At 69.4% G+C, this 17,403-nt stretch carries 19 protein-coding genes, 1 tRNA gene, 2 pseudogenes and 1 CRISPR repeat array (1 of these 23 only partly in view); of the genes and pseudogenes, 14 read left to right on the top strand and 8 right to left on the bottom strand.

All coding sequences use genetic code 11. The features are described 5' to 3' along the window. The first annotated feature begins 48 nt into the window (after positions 1-48). The 3 genes from AB0F29_RS17680 to AB0F29_RS17670 all read left to right on the top strand — a co-directional run bounded on the left by AB0F29_RS17680 (position 49) and on the right by AB0F29_RS17670 (position 3,063). Positions 49-1,605: a M28 family metallopeptidase gene (locus AB0F29_RS17680; protein WP_361872999.1), complete on the top strand. Its 1,557-nt coding sequence runs from the start codon at positions 49-51 to the stop codon at positions 1,603-1,605. 315 nt (positions 1,606-1,920) lie between these two features. Continuing rightward, entirely contained in the window at positions 1,921-2,217 is a 297-nt protein-coding gene (locus AB0F29_RS17675) for a type II toxin-antitoxin system VapB family antitoxin (protein WP_003967677.1), read from the top strand. Positions 2,218-2,460: 243 nt separating this feature from the next. Continuing rightward, on the top strand, positions 2,461-3,063 hold the full coding sequence (locus AB0F29_RS17670; protein ID WP_361873271.1) for a LytR C-terminal domain-containing protein: 603 nt from the start codon (positions 2,461-2,463) through the stop codon (positions 3,061-3,063). A 207-nt stretch (positions 3,064-3,270) separates the two neighbouring features. Here the strand turns inward: AB0F29_RS17670 and upp are convergent, their stop codons facing one another. Beyond that, positions 3,271-3,906 carry a uracil phosphoribosyltransferase gene (gene upp, locus AB0F29_RS17665; protein ID WP_361872996.1) on the bottom strand — a complete coding sequence of 212 codons (636 nt, stop codon included), beginning with the start codon at positions 3,904-3,906 and terminating at the stop codon, positions 3,271-3,273. A 103-nt stretch (positions 3,907-4,009) separates the two neighbouring features. On the opposite strand from upp, the gene AB0F29_RS17660 reads away from it, so the two are divergent. The 5 genes from AB0F29_RS17660 (at position 4,010) to AB0F29_RS17640 (ending at position 6,633) form a co-directional block, all read left to right on the top strand. After that, positions 4,010-4,252: a hypothetical protein gene (locus AB0F29_RS17660; protein ID WP_026291032.1), complete on the top strand. Its 243-nt coding sequence runs from the start codon at positions 4,010-4,012 to the stop codon at positions 4,250-4,252. 229 nt (positions 4,253-4,481) lie between these two features. Beyond that, complete coding sequence (locus tag AB0F29_RS17655) at positions 4,482-5,036, top strand: hypothetical protein (RefSeq protein WP_018960780.1); 555 nt, start codon at positions 4,482-4,484, stop codon at positions 5,034-5,036. 174 nt (positions 5,037-5,210) lie between these two features. Further along, on the top strand, positions 5,211-5,639 hold the full coding sequence (gene tadA / locus AB0F29_RS17650) for a tRNA adenosine(34) deaminase TadA (protein ID WP_361873269.1): 429 nt from the start codon (positions 5,211-5,213) through the stop codon (positions 5,637-5,639). 112 nt (positions 5,640-5,751) lie between these two features. Next, positions 5,752-5,839, top strand: a tRNA-Ser gene (locus tag AB0F29_RS17645). Between the two features lie 635 nt (positions 5,840-6,474). Beyond that, the gene (locus AB0F29_RS17640) at positions 6,475-6,633 is read left to right on the top strand and encodes a hypothetical protein (RefSeq protein ID WP_361872993.1); all 159 of its coding nucleotides are present in this window, start codon (positions 6,475-6,477) and stop codon (positions 6,631-6,633) included. Between the two features lie 217 nt (positions 6,634-6,850). Here AB0F29_RS17640 and AB0F29_RS17635 read toward each other — a convergent pair whose 3' ends face one another. The 4 genes from AB0F29_RS17635 to AB0F29_RS17620 all read right to left on the bottom strand — a co-directional run bounded on the left by AB0F29_RS17635 (position 6,851) and on the right by AB0F29_RS17620 (position 8,921). Beyond that, entirely contained in the window at positions 6,851-7,993 is a 1,143-nt protein-coding gene (locus AB0F29_RS17635; protein WP_361872990.1) for a methyltransferase, read from the bottom strand. A 127-nt stretch (positions 7,994-8,120) separates the two neighbouring features. Then, positions 8,121-8,342 (bottom strand): hypothetical protein, encoded by a 222-nt coding sequence (locus AB0F29_RS17630; protein ID WP_361872987.1) that lies wholly within the window; start codon positions 8,340-8,342, stop codon positions 8,121-8,123. Beyond that, positions 8,339-8,638: a hypothetical protein gene (locus AB0F29_RS17625; protein WP_361872985.1), complete on the bottom strand. Its 300-nt coding sequence runs from the start codon at positions 8,636-8,638 to the stop codon at positions 8,339-8,341. The genes AB0F29_RS17630 and AB0F29_RS17625 overlap by 4 nt, the downstream gene beginning before the upstream one ends. 130 nt (positions 8,639-8,768) lie before the next feature. Further along, on the bottom strand, positions 8,769-8,921 hold the full coding sequence (locus tag AB0F29_RS17620) for a hypothetical protein (protein ID WP_266408815.1): 153 nt from the start codon (positions 8,919-8,921) through the stop codon (positions 8,769-8,771). Positions 8,922-9,193: 272 nt separating this feature from the next. Here AB0F29_RS17620 and AB0F29_RS17615 point away from each other — a divergent pair, with 272 nt between their 5' ends. The 3 genes and pseudogenes from AB0F29_RS17615 to AB0F29_RS17605 form a co-directional block, all read left to right on the top strand. After that, on the top strand, positions 9,194-10,339 hold the full coding sequence (locus tag AB0F29_RS17615) for a Twin-arginine translocation pathway signal (protein ID WP_361872983.1): 1,146 nt from the start codon (positions 9,194-9,196) through the stop codon (positions 10,337-10,339). Between the two features lie 2 nt (positions 10,340-10,341). Further along, a complete protein-coding gene (locus AB0F29_RS17610) occupies positions 10,342-10,656 on the top strand; it encodes a 4a-hydroxytetrahydrobiopterin dehydratase (RefSeq protein WP_361872980.1) in 315 nt (104 codons plus the stop codon). Between the two features lie 46 nt (positions 10,657-10,702). Beyond that, a pseudogene (locus AB0F29_RS17605) lies at positions 10,703-11,244 on the top strand (HD domain-containing protein); the annotation flags it as partial. Between the two features lie 440 nt (positions 11,245-11,684). Here AB0F29_RS17605 and AB0F29_RS17600 read toward each other — a convergent pair. Both AB0F29_RS17600 and AB0F29_RS17595 read right to left on the bottom strand, forming a co-directional pair. Continuing rightward, positions 11,685-11,984: a hypothetical protein gene (locus AB0F29_RS17600; protein ID WP_361872977.1), complete on the bottom strand. Its 300-nt coding sequence runs from the start codon at positions 11,982-11,984 to the stop codon at positions 11,685-11,687. Next, positions 11,981-12,394: a hypothetical protein gene (locus tag AB0F29_RS17595; protein ID WP_361872975.1), complete on the bottom strand. Its 414-nt coding sequence runs from the start codon at positions 12,392-12,394 to the stop codon at positions 11,981-11,983. Before AB0F29_RS17595 ends, AB0F29_RS17600 begins: the two co-directional genes overlap by 4 nt. Positions 12,395-12,430: 36 nt before the next feature. On the opposite strand from AB0F29_RS17595, the gene AB0F29_RS17590 reads away from it, so the two are divergent. Together AB0F29_RS17590 and AB0F29_RS17585 are read left to right on the top strand one after the other, a co-directional pair. Further along, positions 12,431-12,907, top strand: coding sequence for a hypothetical protein (locus tag AB0F29_RS17590; RefSeq protein WP_361872972.1), 477 nt, complete (start codon positions 12,431-12,433; stop codon positions 12,905-12,907). Positions 12,908-13,218: 311 nt separating this feature from the next. Continuing rightward, positions 13,219-13,729, top strand: a pseudogene (locus AB0F29_RS17585) (transcriptional regulator); the annotation flags it as partial. On the opposite strand, the gene AB0F29_RS17580 reads toward AB0F29_RS17585, so the two are convergent. Continuing rightward, a complete protein-coding gene (locus AB0F29_RS17580; RefSeq protein WP_361872970.1) occupies positions 13,710-14,372 on the bottom strand; it encodes an HAD family hydrolase in 663 nt (220 codons plus the stop codon). The pseudogene AB0F29_RS17585 and the gene AB0F29_RS17580 sit on opposite strands and share 20 nt — an antisense overlap. Before the next feature lie 427 nt (positions 14,373-14,799). Here AB0F29_RS17580 and AB0F29_RS17575 point away from each other — a divergent pair, with 427 nt between their 5' ends. Further along, positions 14,800-15,909, top strand: a complete 1,110-nt coding sequence (locus AB0F29_RS17575) for a MarR family transcriptional regulator (RefSeq protein WP_361872968.1) — start codon at positions 14,800-14,802, stop codon at positions 15,907-15,909. 299 nt (positions 15,910-16,208) lie between these two features. Continuing rightward, a CRISPR array of direct repeats spans positions 16,209-17,403; the repeat unit is 28 nt; unit sequence TGGTCCCCGCGCACGCGGGGGTGGTCCC; it runs 47 nt beyond the window's last position.

The following is a 17,403-nucleotide window of genomic DNA, read 5'->3' as shown; positions in this document are numbered from 1 at the left end:
GGTACTGAGCCGCCCAGAGCACCAGCCGTTCAGACCGGAAGGGCTCCTGTGCACGCAACACGTCGCAGAGCCATCGCTGTCGTGGCCGCCACCGCCCTGGCCACACCGCTCCTCCTGGCCGCGTCCCCGCACCCCGGACGCCCCGCGCCGCACGACCCCGGTAAGGAAGCGGCCAAGCTGTCGAAGGAGTTGGTCCGGAAGGCTTCCGCACGCGACGCCTACCGCCACCTCCAGCAGTTCCAGGCGATAGCCGACTCGACCGACGGCCACCGCGCCGCCGGCTCGCTGGGCCACGACGCCTCGGCGGCGTACGTCTACCGCCAGCTCCAGCGGGCCGGGTACAAGGTCTCGTACGAGAACTTCCGCTTCACCTACACGGAGACGCTGGCCGAGAAGCTCGCCGTGGTGACGCCGACGCCCCGCGACGTCACGATCAAGGCCATGACGTACACCCCGTCGACCGAGGTGGGCGGCCTGACGTCGGCGCTCGTCGCGGTGCCCGTCGACGGGACGACGGGCTGCGAGGCCACCGACTACGCGTCCACGACGTTCACCGGCAAGATCGCGCTGATCAAGCGCGGCGGCTGCTCCTTCGCCGAGAAGCAGGCGGCCGCCGCCGACGCGGGCGCGGCCGGGGCGGTCATCTACAACAACGTCGAGGGCGCCCTGTCCGGCACGCTCGGCGAAGTCGCGGCGGGCAGGATCCCGACCGGGGGCCTCACCCAGGCGGAGGGCGAGAAGCTGGCCGCCGACGTCGCGGGCGGCGAGGTCACGGTCTCCTTCGAGATCCGCGAGCTCCAGGAGGACCGTCCCACCCGCAACGTCATCGCCGAGACGCCGGGCGGCAGCACGGCCCGGACGGTGATGCTCGGCGCCCACCTCGACTCGGTGACCGAGGGCCCCGGCATCAACGACAACGGTTCCGGCTCCGCCGGCCTGCTCGAAGTCGCCCTGGACCTGGCGAAGTCGAAGAGCAAGCCCGCCAACAAGGTGCGGTTCGCCTGGTGGTCGGCCGAGGAGAACGGCCTGATCGGCTCGGAGAAGTACGTCGCGGCGCTCTCCGAGAAGCAGCGCGAGCGGATCGCGCTCTATCTGAACTTCGACATGATCGCCTCGCCGAACGGCGTCCAGTTCGTCTTCGACGGCGACAACTCCGACGATGTGGGCGAGGGCCCGGGCCCGGAGGGCTCGGCCCAACTGGAGCGTGACATCAACGAGTTCCTCGACGGGAAGGGCGAGCCGCACGAGGGCACGGACTTCACCGGCCGCTCGGACTACGGACCGTTCATCGAGGTCGGCATCCCGTCCGGCGGTACGGACACCGGGGCGGAGGGCATCAAGACGGCGGCCCAGGCCGAGGTGTTCGGCGGCGAGGCGGGGATCGCGTACGACCCCTGCTACCACGCGGCCTGTGACGACCTGGACAACATCGACATGGGTCACTTCGACACCAACATCGACGTGATCGCCAACGCGGTCGGAACGTACGCCCACGACCTGCGCTCCCTGACCCGCCCGGTCACCCCCGACACCGGCACGGGCACGCCCGGCAGCGGTGGCAGCGGCGGCGGCCTGCGCGAGGGTCACGGCCGGGTCGCGGAGTAGGAGCGGCAGCCCGAAACGGCCCCGTCCCACAAGCCGTCCCACAAGCCGTCTCGCAGGCAGTTCCGAAGGCAGTCCCGTAGGCGACGGAACGCGAGCGAGCCCGCACGACGGACCACCAGCGGGCCCGGTGCGGAATCCCCACGGATTCCGCACCGGGCCCACTACCGCGACCTTCCACACCCCGCCGACCTCCAGCGACCCCCACGTCACCTGCCCGGTTATCGAGCCCAATACGGCGCTATACACCCTTTGCGCCGTCATCGCGGTGAGCTTCCCTGGCTGCGCCCGGTGGCCCTTGCCCGGTAGGCTTTCCGTGTGATCTTCAAGCGCATCGGAAATGGGAAGCCATACCCCGACCACGGCCGGGAAAGCACCCGACAGTGGGCGGATGTCGCGCCGCGTCCGGTTCGCCTGGACCAGCTCGTGACCACCAAGGGCCAGCTGGACCTGGAGACCCTCCTCGCCGAGGACTCCACGTTCTACGGCGACCTGTTCGCCCACGTCGTGAAGTGGCAGGGCGACCTCTACCTGGAGGACGGCCTGCACCGGGCGGTCCGGGCCGCGCTCCAGCAGCGCCAGGTGCTGCACGCCCGCGTCCTCGACCTGGGCTGACGCCACCCCCGGCTACCGCTGACGCCACCCCCGGCTACCTGAGCGCACCTCCGCGAGCAACCTCGGCGAGCAACCTCCGCGAGGGCGCCCGCACACCCCACCCGGGTTCCGCACCCACTGATACCCAATCCGGGCCTTTCGGGTGGTTTCACGCTCATCCGGGTGTCATACGTTGATCATCTTGTACGCATGGACACAGGGTCGCATTACGCTGCCTCCATGAGCATGCTCACTCCCCCCGGCATGGGCGGAAAGTACCGCATCACGGGTGACGCCTATCCCCGTATGCGCCGCCCCCGGCACCGCCGCAGGCTGGTCCTCGCGGGCATCGGAGCCGTCGTCGCCCTCAGCCTGGCCGGCTGGGGCACGCTGCAGCTCATCGACGTCTTCACCGGCGGCGACAAGAGCGCCAGCGCGGCCGACCACAAGCGGGACTGCCCCACCCCGAAGCCGTCGGCGGCCTCCGCCAAGGCGCTTCCGAAGCCGGCCTCCATCAAGGTCAACGTCTACAACGCGACGACGCGCAGCGGGCTGGCCAAATCCGCCGCCGAGGAGCTCAAGAAACGCGGTTTCACCATCGGCGAGGTAGGAAACGCGACGAAGGCGTACGACAAGAAGGTGCCCGGCACGGGCGTGCTTGTCGGCGCACCGACCGCGACGAACGGCAGCTTCACGGTGCTCGGCACCCAGCTGGCGGGCACGGTGCAGAAGACCGACACCCGCAGGACGGGCGAGGTCGACCTGATCCTCGGGACGAAGTTCAAGGCGTTCAGCACCCCGCAGGAGGCCACCGCCGCGATGGCGGCCCTGACGAAGCCGGCCCCGGCCCCGTCCTCCTCCTGCTGAACCCCGCACACGCGCGCTCCTGTCTGAGCCCGCACACGATTTCGCGCCCCGTGCCGGCGTCGTACGGATCCGTACGGTGCCGGCACGGGGCGCGAATTCATGGACCGGGGGACGGGGAACGGGGAGCGGCCCTGTCCGAACCATTGCCGTCCGAGCTGTTCGGCGTCCGAACAGGCTCGGCGGCGTCCATACCCATGCGGCCGTGGCCTATTCGGCCGTGCCGTACATCCGGTCGCCCGCGTCCCCGAGGCCCGGCACGATGTAGCCGTTCTCGTTGAGCCGCTCGTCGATGGAGGCGGTGACGACGGTGACCGGGGTCCCGGCCAGCTCGCGCTCCATCACCTCGACGCCCTCGGGCGCCGCGAGGAGGACGACGGCGGTGACGTCGTCGGCCCCGCGCTTGATCAGCTCGCGGATGGCCGCGACGAGGGTGCCGCCGGTGGCCAGCATCGGGTCCAGGACGTAGACCTGGCGACCGGAGAGGTCCTCGGGCATCCGGGTCGCGTACGTCTCCGCCTGGAGCGTCTCCTCGTTGCGGATCATGCCGAGGAAGCCCACTTCGGCGGTCGGCAGCAGCCGCACCATGCCGTCCAGCATGCCCAGACCGGCCCGCAGGATCGGGACGACCAGGGGCCGGGGGTGCGAGAGCTTCACCCCGGTCGTGGGCGTCACCGGGGTCTCGATGTCGACCAGCTCGGTGCGCACATCCCTGGTGGCCTCGTAGGCGAGAAGGGTGACCAGCTCGTCGGCGAGCCGCCGGAAGGTCGGGGAGTCGGTGCGCTTGTCGCGCAGCGTGGTGAGTTTGTGCGCCACCAGCGGGTGGTCGACGACGTGGATCCGCATGTGTCAACAGTAACCGCGCCCGCCCGGCACTCTGCGCTGGCATCAACCACCTGTTCGGGGGGAAGGTGGGGGCATACGGACCCAGCACTGGGGTGGTGTGTCGATGGCTGACGGGGAACTGCGGCGCGACCCGGCCTCGCGCGGGCCGCGCGACGGGCGCGACGCGGAGGGCGCGGCGAGTGACGTCGAGGACGCGCAGGAGAGTGACGCCGCCCGCCGACGTCGACGCGCCCAGTTCCTCCGTGAGCTCCACGAGGCCAAGCAGCTGCGCGACCGCGTGCAGCCGCGCCGGGCCCGTGCGGCCCGTATGCGGCAACAGATGCGGATGCGCACGTTCCGTTGGTGATCCTCCTCGTACCACTCCCCGTTCCACCGGCGCACTCCCCCCGCCGATCGCCTCGTCAGGGAGACGGCCGACCAGGCACTCCTGGAACTGATGGCCGACGCAACGGCCGAAGAGGTCTCGTACAGCGCTTGTTTCTGCCACGATGCCGGTTGGGCGGGGCGCAGGACGGACGGATCACCGTTCGCCCTCCCGCCGGACCGATTCGCCTATGACCAGTGGGAGAGTCACGGTGTACTTCGCCGCACTGCTCGCGCGCACCGAAGACGGGTGGGAAGCGAGCGATACAGAGCTCGACGATGTGGAGACCCTGTCCGATCTGACAGATCTGGCCCGGGAGGTCTCGGTGGACGAGGACACGGTCCTGGTCTACATCGAGCAGGAGGACGCCTGGTTCGGCGTCGTCCGGGTGGACGGTGAGGAGGACCCCCGAATCTACGTCTCGGACGCGTCCGCCGCCGCCCGCTCCTCGTACGGGGAGATCCTGCTCACCGACGAAGTGCTCGGCCGCGAACCAGGGGCCGAGGACGAGATCGCCGCCCTGGAGGAGCTCGTCGACCTCGACGGCACCGAGGACGGCGAACCGGAACGGCCCGCCCCCGCGGCCGTCGACCCGGACGAGGACGGCCCCGACCCGGACGCCGTGCCGGCGGGACCGATCGGCGAGCTCGGGATCCTCGCCGACCTCGGGCTGTCCGAGAAGGAGCTGCTCACCCTGCAGACCGACGCACTCTCCGAGATCGCGGAGGCCGTGGGAGCGGCGGAGGTCCTGGAGTCGGTCCGCTAGCCCGGCCCGTACACCCGCCCCTCCCTCACCCCCTGTCCCGTGCCCCGTCCGTACCGTCCCGTCCGTTAGGGTCCGCGGGTGACCGCACGACCGCCGGACCCCTCACCCGAGCCCGCCCCGGATCCCGTACGCGTACCCGAGCCCGACCCCGTACGCGACCCCTGGCAGGCACCGATGCGCCGCGCCCTGGCCGAGGCCGGGCGGGCGGCGTCGGCCGGCGATGTGCCGGTCGGCGCCGTCGTCCTCGGCCCCGACGGCACCGAGCTGGCCGCCGCCCACAACGAACGCGAGGCCACGGGCGACCCGACCGCGCACGCCGAGATCCTGGCCCTGCGCCGGGCGGCCGAGGCCCACGGCGAGTGGCGCCTGACCGGCTGCACGCTGGTGGTCACCCTGGAGCCCTGCACGATGTGCGCGGGCGCCCTGGTCCAGTCCCGCGTCACCCGGGTCGTCTACGGAGCCCGCGACGAGAAGGCGGGCGCGGCCGGCTCCCTCTGGGACGTCGTCCGCGACCGCCGCCTCAACCACCGCCCGGAGGTGATCGGCGGCGTACTGGAGGCCACGTGCGCCGAACAGCTGACGGCCTTCTTCCGCACGCTCTGACCGGCACGCCCCGGCCCCCCTGACCAGGTACGCCCCGCTGCCCGACCAGGCAAGGCCCCGCTCCAGAGAACCGATTTCTGTCCACGCCCCGGGATGGTCTAAGCTCTCTCTCGGTAGCGTGTCCGAGCGGCCGAAGGAGCTCGCCTCGAAAGCGAGTGTGGCGTAACCCGTCACCGTGGGTTCAAATCCCACCGCTACCGCTTTTGACGCCCCCTTGGTTTGCGAACTGGCAGCCAAGGGGGCGTTCTGCGTTTGACGATCAAGGCACTCTGTGAGTACCCGTCCAACCAGCGAGGCCATCCGATCGGCGCGATGCAGCCATCGCAAACATGCCGACTGAGCTGAGGACGGCAGACGACGGAGGTCGCGGTCAGTCTGACGGGCCGCCGCCCCTTGCAAATGTGGTTCAGTAGTTCCCACGCGCTAAGGGAAGCACCTGGTCTCGCAACCCGAACCTCCTGATCTCATCCCTTGGTCCCCGCCCACGCGGGGGTGCGCCCTAGGGTGAGCAGCGTCGCGCATGGTCCCCGCGCATGCGGGGTTTTCCCGCTGTTACTCGGCATGCTCCACCAAGTCGGCCTGGAGTTCCACATGCACACCGAGCAGTAGTGAAAAAACTAGGGAGAGCAACGATCGAGCTCTTGTGTTGCTCGCTGGAACGCGCTTTCACCGGAACAAGGCATCGTTACCTCTATGGCCACCCGTCGTTACACCCATCACCAGCCGGTGGCCATCGCCCTCTACAGAGGACGCACCCCGCCCCGGTGCAGTCTCATCCGGACCAGAGGAGCTTGAAGTGACGACCAGGAATCCAGGCGATCAGCCCAGCAGGAACATGCGAACCGTTGTCTTCGCACTGCCTTCAGCTGGCCTGATCGTGCCGTCGACGCTCACCCCCTCCGCCTGGATCACTACGGTGATCGTCTTGGTCGTGGTGCTCGTCCTCGGAACGGCGGACGCCTGGTTGCGACGCCCGTGGGCCTGCCAGCACTAGCTCGCCTGTCCACTCCTGTCAGCTATGCAGCTTGCCGACAGATCTGCGCAACACACTTGCTCGACAAGCAGAGTGGCTCCGGCCCAGAGATCGTTGTGGGGCCACTCTGCCTGCTTATCGCCTCGCGCCGAGCGCTCTTCATTGATCAGCCCTGTACGCAGAAGTGGGACCCGCGCACTCGGGCTGAGCCCTCTGCGGCGGGGGCTCCGACTACCAGTTAGCTTTGGTGCTCGCGCGAGGCTGAGCCCCAGACCAGGCACCGCCTACCAGGCCAGATGACTTCAGGTGGTTCGCGGAGCCATACCTGCTGGCCCCGGTCGGTCACGGTCAGCCCGAACTGCCCGGCGTCGGGTCGCCCCACCGACTCGTACTCCCACCAGACCTGCTCGATCTCCTCCCACAGGAACCCGGGCCCGTACTGCCACACCTCCTCACCCGAGGCAGTCGTGGCAGCGCCTCCGTCCTCCCGGGTCACCCACACCCGGGCCCCGTCGGCGGTGCTCTGGTGGATGAGCCGCACACCTGGCAGCCGCGCCCCCGCAAACAACGCGAACCCGAGGTCGAGGAGCCGAGCCGGATCGAGCCCCGCCGCACGGGCCCGCCCCTTGCCCCGCACCTCGTGGAGGTCGGGCACACGATGGGACCGCATCGGCATGTACGTGGCCCCGCCGCAGAACGGGCCCGTCGCGGTGCCGTCGTCCTGAACGCGAAGCTGGACCAGCGCACCCGACCAGAACTCCCGGGCGAGCGGGGCCACCACGACCCCGCCAGGGCGAACCTGCCGGAGCAGCGCGTACGGGACGTACCGCAGGGCGCAGGTGGAGACCAGCCGGTCGACCAGTCCCAAACCGGGCCAGGGCTGTTCGCCGTCGCCGACGCGAAGGTGTGGCCGGTAACCGGCCTGCGCGAGGGCGTCGGCAGCCTGCCGGGCCACGACCGAGTCCAGCTCCACACTGTGGACCAGATCGTCGCCGAGCCGTTCGCAGAGCAGCGCGGCGACATACCCGGTGCCGGTGCCGATCTCCATCACCCGCTGCCCGTCGACGACTTCGAGGAGCGTGAGCATCCGGGCGACCATCGAGGGCATCGAGTTCGACGACGTCGCGACACCGGGCCCGCCCTCGCCCCCGTCGTCGAGCTGCGTGACGACCGGTTCGTCCGAGTTCACCAACGCCAGCCACGCATCCGCCCCCACCACCGCCTCACACCGGTCGGGCAACTGCCGCCACACATTCTCCGGAACGAACCGGCTACGCGGAACAGCCTCGAACACCCGCCGCCACCGACCGGTCAGCAGCCCACGATCGGCCAGCTCCTGCACCAGCTCAGGGTAGGTGGGTGCTTGGTGTGCGGTGCTCACCACTGAGGGAAGCACTGAGGGCGACTCCCGTCCGGAGACGGCTTCGGCTCCGAGGGCGGCGTCCACGGTTTGTCCGACGGCTGCCCGCCATGCTTGCCGGCATCCGCCCGTACGGGGTTAATCGTCATCATTCATCTCCTCTGTTCGGTGCAACAGTTCGATTGGCTACACGGTGCAGCCGGTAGACCCCGTACGGCGGAAAGACATCGACCCGGCGCGGCCAGCCCCCCTCGGCACACGCCCGGCACAGCAGATCGCGGCCGCCCTCGGTACGCCGTATGGCGGTGACCGGTGCGCGCCAACACGCTTCGCACGTGCGGACATCCGCTGCTGAGAAGTTGATGCTCATCCGGCTTCCCGAAGTACGGTGGCCGACGCGTGACACGGGCAGACACAGTCCGGCCGCAGGCAGAGGGCGTGCACGTCGGCCAGACCCGTTACCAAGGCGCTGCGGCAGACAACTCCGTACGGGCCGTCCGCCCCCGCCGACAACCCGTCCAGGCCCGCGCCCGTACCTCCGGTCGCATCGGCGGCGGTGATCGGGGCACCACGCCAGAGCAGCGTCACCTCATGCTCCGGACAGTAAGCGCCCGACTCGTTCTCGCTCGGGAAGTCATGCACGCCGCCTTCCGCGAAGCACCTCATCCGCGCGCCTCCCGCCAGGCACGGCCGAGCTTGGCAGCCGTCGGACAGGAGGCTCCGGTGCGGCAGGTCGGGCAGTGCTGAGTGTGCCCGAGCCAAGTCTTGTAGGCGATATCGCCCGAGGCGGCGGTCTTCACGCTGCGCCCTCGGCGCACGTGGGGCACTCACAGGCGGGGAAGTCGTGCGACGCCTCCGGCTTTTCGAACGGGGTCACCTCGGTCTCTTCCCGCAGGACACGGACGGTGCCTGTGCGGTTCACCTCATACACCTTCAGCGTCATCGGCACGGCCGTCTCCTTGACCACATCGCCGGGCTCTCAGCCATTCCGCTGCATGGCCCGCTGTCACACCCTGATGATGTGCGTGCACGCTATGTAGGAGATAGGTCGTTGGATGGCCACGCGTGGCCATCCGGCGGCCACGGTCGGGAGCGCGAACGATGACACTCCACACTGAACGCATGGGCCGTAATGACGCGCTACGAGCCGCCCGCCTGCACAGGGGGTGGCGGACCATCGACGTCGCTGCTGGGGCACTTACCCGACATGGTCAGCAGCTCTTGGACGACCGCCAGTTCACCGTCTCCGCAAGGACATGGCGTCGCTGGGAAGGTGAGCGCTCGGGGTGGCCGGCCGAAGAGACCGCGATCGTTCTTCACGACGCCCTTGGTCGATGGCCTGAAGATCTGGGCTTCACGACCCCGCCGGGCTGGATCCGGCCCGAACATCATCAGGAGGAACAGGTGAACCGCCGAGCCTTCACCTCCGTCACTGCCGCTGCGCTTGTCACCGGCCCGATGGCCCCCCAGCACGTCGACCCTGCTCTGGTCGACTACTTCCAGCAACAACTGGAGGGGCACTATCGAGCCGACATGTTCCTGGGACCTCACGATCTGATCGGCACGGTTTCCGCGCAGTATCAGCTCATCGACAAGCTGGTGCGGTCCGCGAAGGGCGAGACGCGGCGCGGGCTTCTGCGTGCGGGCGCGGCGTACGCGGCGCTCGTCGGCTGGCTGTATCAGGATGCCGGTGACATCGACGGGGCTGCGTTCTGGAGAGGCGTGACGCAGGAGATCGCGGTGCGGTCCCGTGATGTGCACCTCATCGGGTACTCGCTGGTGAACCAGGCGCAGGTGCGCACAGACCTGGGGGACGGGCACGCGGTTGTCGAGTTGTGCGAGGCCGTCCTTGAGAGCACCGACCGACTCGTACCGAAGGTGCGGATCATGGCGATGCAGCAGCAGGCGCACGGTGCCAGCCTTACCGGCGAACGCCGCGAAGTCGATCAGCTCCTGGACCAAGCCGATCGCCTTCTGCCGAGCGTCGATGACGACCTGCCGTGGGGCAACGCGTGTCGCCGGACGCCTGGATACCTGGAGGTGCAGCGAGCCACCTGCTACGGGCGGCTCGGCCTCGGTGTCGAAGCGGGCTCCCTGTGGACACAGGTATTGGCAGGGGTACCGGAGACGGCCCGCCGAGACCGTGGGGTGTACATGGCCCGGCAGGCGACCGCCGCCGCAGCAGCACGGGAGCCGGACCAAGCTGTGGAGCTCGCCCGGACCGTGGCCGCCATCGCCATCGAGACCCGTTCCGCCCGCATGCGCAGGGAACTTGACACTCTGGAACGGACGATGCGCCCGTGGCACGATGCCCCGGTCGGCCGGGAGCTTACGGAGATCCTGGCACCGGTGACCGAAGGGAACTGACGATGGGCAAGGATCCACTGCCGGACGAGGAGATCGCCCTGAGGCTGGCCGAGCTACCGGGTTGGGTGCGCGAAGGGGACCTGATCACCCGCACGTTCGGGATTCGCTACCACGGCGGTGTGGCTCTGATCGTGAACGTCGCGGACGCCGAACGGCTCGTCGGGCATCACGCTGACATCGACCTGCGATGGGACCATGTGCGATTCGCCATCACGACACACGACGCCGGGCACCGCCTCACCGCAGCCGACTTCGACCTGGCCGCACGGATCGACCGGATCGCGGCGGCGCACCAGGCGCAGCCTCACAACTCCTGACCAGGGCACGCAGATCCGCCTCGCCGAGGCATGAAAGGAGAGGATCATGAGTGACGACCTGTCCGCGGTGGGCCGCTTCCTGTCCGAGGTGGGCACGCTCCAGCAGACGCGGCGCACCGGGTGGTGGATGACCGGGAGGTTCGTGATCCCGAGAGCGTTGCCGAGCACTCGTGGCGTACGTCGCTGATCGCCACGACCGTCGCGAACCTGGAGGGCACGGACACCGCGCGTGCCGCCTATCTCACCGTCTGGCACGACACGCAGAAGACCCGGACCGGCGACGTGAGCCACCCCAGGAAGAAGTACGCGCCCGCTGGCGATCCTCAGAAAGTCACTGCCAACCAGACGGCCGGCATGCCCGGCATCCTCGCCTCGGCGGTCCGCGAACTGGTCACGGAGTACGAGGCGAAGGAGTCGCCGGAGACGGTCTGCGCCCGGGACGCGGACAGCTGGAGTGTATGCTCCAGGGGATCGAATACAAGGCCCAGGGCTACGGGAACCGCCCAGCGCTGGATCGACAACATCCGCATCCGACTCGTCACCGCGACCGCCAACCGCCTGGCCGACGAGCTGCTGGCGCAGCGGAGCCTTGGGCGAGGGCAAGAAGTAGCCCTCCTCGTAGCCTGGGTCCCGAGCCCTGAGCTTCGGGCTTCGGGACGGCCGGGTCACTCTTCCGGGGGTACGTGGATAAGGCCCCGGCCCGAAGCTCGGGTGCCAAGATTCGGGCGTCGGGTTGCGGGCCCCGGGCTTCAGGTCACGACTGTGGTCCCCGCGCGTGCGGGGATGGTCCGCATCGGCCCGGTGCCGGGACGCGGTGCCGGAGGTGGTCCCCGCGCGTGCGGGGGTGGTCCCCCAGGGGGGTGAACCCCGTAGATCCCGTACGGCGGGAAGAGGTCGACCCGGCGCGGCCAGCCCCCCTCGGCACACGCCCGGCACAGCAGATCCCGGCCACCCACAGTGCGCCGTACGGCGGTGACCGGAGCGCGCCAACACGCCTCGCGTGTGAAGATCCCTGGAGAAGTTCATGCTCATACCTCTTCCCGGAGAGCAGTGGCCACCGCATGGCACGGGCAGGCGCAGTCCGGACGCAGGCGGTAGGAATGCACGTCGGCCAGACCCGTCACCAAGGCGCTGCGGCAGACAACTCCGTACGGGCCGTCCGGCCCCGCCCGCAGCCCGCCCAGGTCGGCCACCGCGTCCTCGGCCACATCAGCGGAGGTTATCGGCTCACCACGCCACAACAGCGTCGCCTCATGCCCCGGACAGTACGCACCGGTGTCGTCCTCGACCGGCAACTCGTGCGCGTCCCCCTCTGCGTAGCACCTCATCCGCTTCGGACCTCCCGCCAGACACGACCAAGGTGGACAGCGGTCGGACAGGAGACTCCGACACGGCAGGTGGGGCAGCTCTGGGTGTGGCCGAGCCAGGTCCGGTACGCCCTTTCGCCGCTCCGTTGCCGTCGCTTCTCCTTCAGCCCTGTCACAACGCCCCCGCTGTGATGGGACTCGAAACGGCGAGCAGGCGCGATACGGTCGGCGCAATCCTCCTCGCGTCCCCGTTCGCCGATCCCGTAGAAGAGGCTTGTGACGTAGCGTCCTCCCTCGGCGACAATCTCCTCGGTGAGGAAGCCGTGCTGAGGGTGTGTGGCGTGCAGTCGAAGTTCGGCTTCCAGGGCGACAACCCTCAATCCGTGATTGCGTAGGTGCCCCACCAGTCTTTGCAGGTCAGTGGCGTTCATGGCTCGAGGGTCTCAACTGCGTCTAGCCCTGAGGATATGACAACCTATGACACGGAGTGGATCATGAGGTTGGTGACGATCACGGGGACTCGTGAGACGGCCCACAAGCCCCTCGCCGAATATGCCGACCTGTTCGAGCAGTACCTCGAACCCTTCGTTCCGGGCGCCCACTTCTACCTCGGCGGGGCCGTGGGCATCGACACGCTCGCCCTTCTCTGGCTCGCCGACCAGACCACGGCGGCCATCACGGTCGTCGCGCCGGGCACCCTGAGCCAGCAGCCGGCCGAGGCGCGTGAGGCCGTCGCTCGTACGAGGGGCCGCATCACAGAGATCGTGGAGCTCGCAGCGGCCAAACTCCGGTCCCCGGCCTACCACGCACGGAACCGGTGGATGGTCGACCGCACGTCGATGACCATCGGGTTCCCTCACGCCACGGCGCCGTCGACCGGCACGTGGCAGACGATCAACTACACAGCAGAGCAGAGAAAGCCGCGACTGATCGTGCCAGTCTGACAACACACCGTCTCGGGCTGCGTCACTATGGCCGTATGGGCAACCGGGTCGCGGGGGCGGCAACGCTGAAACGCTTACGGCACAGCCGCAGCCTCTCCCTGGCCGGTACCGCACGGGCGCTCTCCCAGACCACCATGGCCCTGCACCACCCGCGCCTGCCCGCCGTGGCGAGTGTCCAGCGAACCGTTGCCCGCTGGGAGTCGGCAGCGCCGACGCTGCCCGACGAGCGGTATCAGCTTCTCCTCGCTCACCTCTACGCCCGCACCCCCGCCGGACAGATGTCCGTAGGTCCCGAGTCCGACCTGGCTGAGCTGCTCGGGGCGCTACTCGATCTCGGCGAGATCGAGCGAATGCGAGAACCGGGCGGGCAACACCCGCACCGCTCTTCACCTCATCGGCCACGGGGAAGACGTGCTCGCAGCGGGCAACGAGCACCCCGTGCCCGAATGGTTCGACTGGTTCAGCGCTCCGCGTCTGGCCGCGTTCAAAGGCAACACGCAGTTACGGGCGGGGCACCTGCCGCAGGCCCGGGCCACGTCGTCCACTGCCCTCGACCAACTCCCCGAGGCGGAGGAGAAGCAGCGGTCGGTCGTACTGGGCGATCTGGCTGCCGTCGAGGCCGCAGCGGGCGACATCGATGCGGCGTGCCAGTACGCTGTGCGCGCGCTCGATCAGTTGAAGCGCACCTGGTACGCGACCGGCATGGACCGGGTGCGCGATGTTCGCCAAGCCCTGGTCGCCCACCAACACGAACAGTGCGTGCGAGATCTGGACGAGCGGCTCTACGACTGGTCGACGACCGTCAGTGCTCTCGCGCGTTGAACTGTGAAATTAGCGCAGGTAGTTCAGCGAGGCTCTCAACTCGGAAGGTGGGGAGCCTCCTGGCTTCATCCGACTCCCACTGAATCGTGCCCCACGGCCCGCGGTGCACAAGCGCGGTACGCATGCCCGCCGAAACGGCCGGCCGCAGGTCGTTGTCGACGCGGTCACCGACGTACAGGATCTCGTCGGGTTCGGCCGGGACGATTTCGGCGACGCGTACGAAGAACTCGGGGTCAGGTTTCGACGCACCCCAGTCGTCAGAGGTACCGATCAGGTCGATGTCCTGAGCGAACAGACCCCGCAGGATGCCACCCGCCCGGACCGTCTGGTTACCGGCGATACCGAGCCACAGGCCGTCGGCACGCAAGGCCGCGAGGGAGTCGCGTACGTCGGGGTACAGATCCGACTCGTCGAAGTGCTCAGGCTGCCCGGCTGCTGCCCGGGCCTCCCGCTCGGCGTAGAGGTCGAACCCGGGACGGAAGACCTGAAACGTCTCGCGGTAGTCGCTGCCCTGAGCAATCACGGCTCCGAACTGCGCGGCAAAGGTGTGACGAGGAACCCCGAGCCAGTCAGCCCAAGTGCCGTACTCACGGGTCTCGTCGACCAGACACTCACCGACATCGAACACGACTGCACGAATCATGCTGCGATCGTAGGCGGCAGCCGGATGATCGTGAGCTGGAAGGCCCTTGTACCCGCAGGCCGCCCCGCCCTTCCTCGAAGCTCAAATCCCGAGCCCTGAGCTTCGGGCCTCGGGCTTCGGCGGGGTCTGGTCACTCTTCCGGGGGTACGTGAATGAGGCCCCGGCCCGAAGCTCGGGTGCCGGGACTCGGGCGTCGGGATGCGGGACCCGGGATTCGAGCGCCTTCTTTTAACCGGTAGGCAGAAGAAGGGGGGTTGGGGAAACCTCCCTACCTCCCCACCCCGTAACGGTCAGCAAGTATGACTAATCGTGACAGCTTGCGGCGCAGCGTGACGACTGCTTACGGTGCGAGAACCAAACGACCCCGACACGGTGTTGTAAGCACCAGGCCGGGGTCTCACCGCACGATCGAGAGAAAGTCGATCCCGTGGCTACCCAGCACACTAGCCCTGCCCTGCCCGCCCCCGCACTCTCCGCCGCGTACCCGATGGCCAAGCCCGGCTACGGCAAACGCTCCGCACCGGATCAGCAGGCCCGCACGCGCGACGATTTCGCACTCCTGCCGACCCGCGAGCGTTACGTCGCAGGATTCGTCGACCACCTCCCCGAGGGCGCGGCGATGAGCGTGAAGACGCTGGCGAAGCAGCTCCCGCTCTACGGCCAGCAGGCCATCTCCACCGCGCTGACCGCCTTGTCCGTCGCCGGGCATCTGCGGCGCGTCCGGTGCGCGGCCGTCGGTGCGGGGGACGAGACGCGCTGGGTCTTCCGCACGTTCTGGTCGCGTACCGCGCGCGACAACGAGTGGTGGAACGCCTACCTCGCCACCGAGAAGGCCGCGCTGGCCGCCGCCCCCACGCCGTCGCCGTCGTCCGTGCCCGACACGGCACCACCCGCACCGTGGGCCCCGCCCGAGGAACCGCCGCCGCTGCCCGCCCCGGAGAGGCACGGTACGGAACCGGCCACCGAGCCCACCGCCGTACCGCACCAACGCACCCCGACCCAGACCCCGGACACCGATCCCGCGCTACCCCCACCGCCCGCCCCGGGCGCGGTGCCCGCGACGCCCCGAGCCCCCGGAGCCGGCCGGTCTCCCGCCTACCTCGCCCTGGCCCGCCTCGGCCGCGACGACCACCGCCTGGCCCTCTCCGCCGACGACTGCGCAATCTTGGAACCACAGGCAACGGAATGGCTCGCCAGAGGCGTGAGCATCGACTACCTAACCAGTGCACTGACCGCAGGGCTCCCCGCCCAGGTCGACAGCCCTCTCGGCTTCGTCCGCCGCCGCCTCACCGACAAGATCCCACCCCAACTCCCCACCGAAAACGCACGACCCGCTGCCCCCGCCGCAACCCGCCGCATCCTCATGGAATGCACCGACTGCGGACGCCCCGGCCAGCCAGAAGCCCTCCCCGACGGCCTCTGCCGCCCCTGCCGCACCGCCCACACTCCGACAGACCAGACCCCGCCCCACCCTGCCGAGATCGCCGACGTCAAGGCCCACATGAGCAACCTCCGCGACCTGCTCAAACCCGTCTGAACACGAGCGCCACAATCAACTCGCACCCCCGACCGACACAAGCCACAGGCACAGCGCACGACAGATCACCGAACCTCCCGCACGGCAGCCATCCACCTCCGCAAGATCCCGAACACGACGACGAACGCCCTCCCTCTTGCAGAGACGAGATACCGCACGCGACCGGCAAAGGGCAGAATCACCACTGTGCATGCCCAACTCCAGGGCAGGACGGTTTACCACATCGAGGAGATATGTCCGTCTCTCAAGAAGTGGGCAAAAACAGCCCCACGGGCACATAAACCCGCAGGTCACGAACTATGGTCCCCGCGCACGCGGGGGTGGTCCCGATGGCGCGTGACCGGTGGGACGAGCTCCGCGATGGTCCCCGCGCACGCGGGGGTGGTCCCTCGGCCGGGCTCGGGTTCCGCGTCGTCCAGATATGGTCCCCGCGCACGCGGGGGTGGTCCCGTCGGGCTCCGAAAGGTCCGGAGCCGGCGAGGATGGTCCCCGCGCACGCGGGGGTGGTCCCAGCACGCCGAGCTGGCGGTGGAGACCGCCTGTATGGTCCCCGCGCACGCGGGGGTGGTCCCGTGCCGGTGAGTTCGTACCGGGTCGACTGAGTCGTGGTCCCCGCGCACGCGGGGGTGGTCCCGTCGTGCCGCCGGAATGGCGGAAGCCGGGCAAGTGGTCCCCGCGCACGCGGGGGTGGTCCCGCCGGAATGTGCAGGATGGAGTTACGGCCAAGGTGGTCCCCGCGCACGCGGGGGTGGTCCCCATCAGGGCTGTCGAACGTACCGGTCTCTGTCGTGGTCCCCGCGCCCGCGGGGGTGGTCCCTTCCCCTCGGACATCTCGATGTTCTGGGACAGGTGGTCCCCGCGCACGCGGGGGTGGCCCCCCCGTCGTCGGGTACGGGCATTCCTACTGGGGGTGGTCCCCGCGCACGCGGGGGTGGTCCCGACATGACGGCCGCAGCAACCGCCGAGGAGCCGTGGTCCCCGCGCACGCGGGGGTGGTCCCGGGAGCTACCACGGGTGGCACGATGCCGTGGCGTGGTCCCCGCGCACGCGGGGGTGGTCCCGGGCGGGGCCGCCGGGCGTGGGGCGGGGCCGAGTGGTCCCTGCGCACGCGGGGGTGGTCCCAGGGCGTACCAGGCGTCACCGTCCGTGGAGTTGTGGTCCCCGCGCACGCGGGGGTGGTCCCGTACCGGCACTGGGCCTCCGGGGACGGCGGCAGTGGTCCCCGCGCCCGCGGGGTTGGTCCCTGCAGATCGACGTGTACGGCGAAGTGGTCGACGTGGTCCCCGCGCACGCGGGGTGGTCCCTGCTCACCGCGCAGGTCCGACGTGCTGAGGCTGTGGTCCCCGTGCATGCGGGGGTGGTCCCGTCGCCCTGGTCGAGGTCGTCCAGGGCGAACCGGTGGTCCCCGCACATGCGGGGATGGTCCCTGGATTACGGCCTTGCCGATGTCGAGGCTGCAGTGGTCCCCGCGCGTGCGGGGGTGGTTCCTCGTTC

The sequence above is a fragment of the Streptomyces sp. NPDC026589 genome, from assembly GCF_040638385.1.
GTDB lineage: Bacteria > Actinomycetota > Actinomycetes > Streptomycetales > Streptomycetaceae > Streptomyces.
Note: the sequence above shows the minus strand (reverse complement) of the source record. Positions and strands in the feature narration are given on the sequence as shown.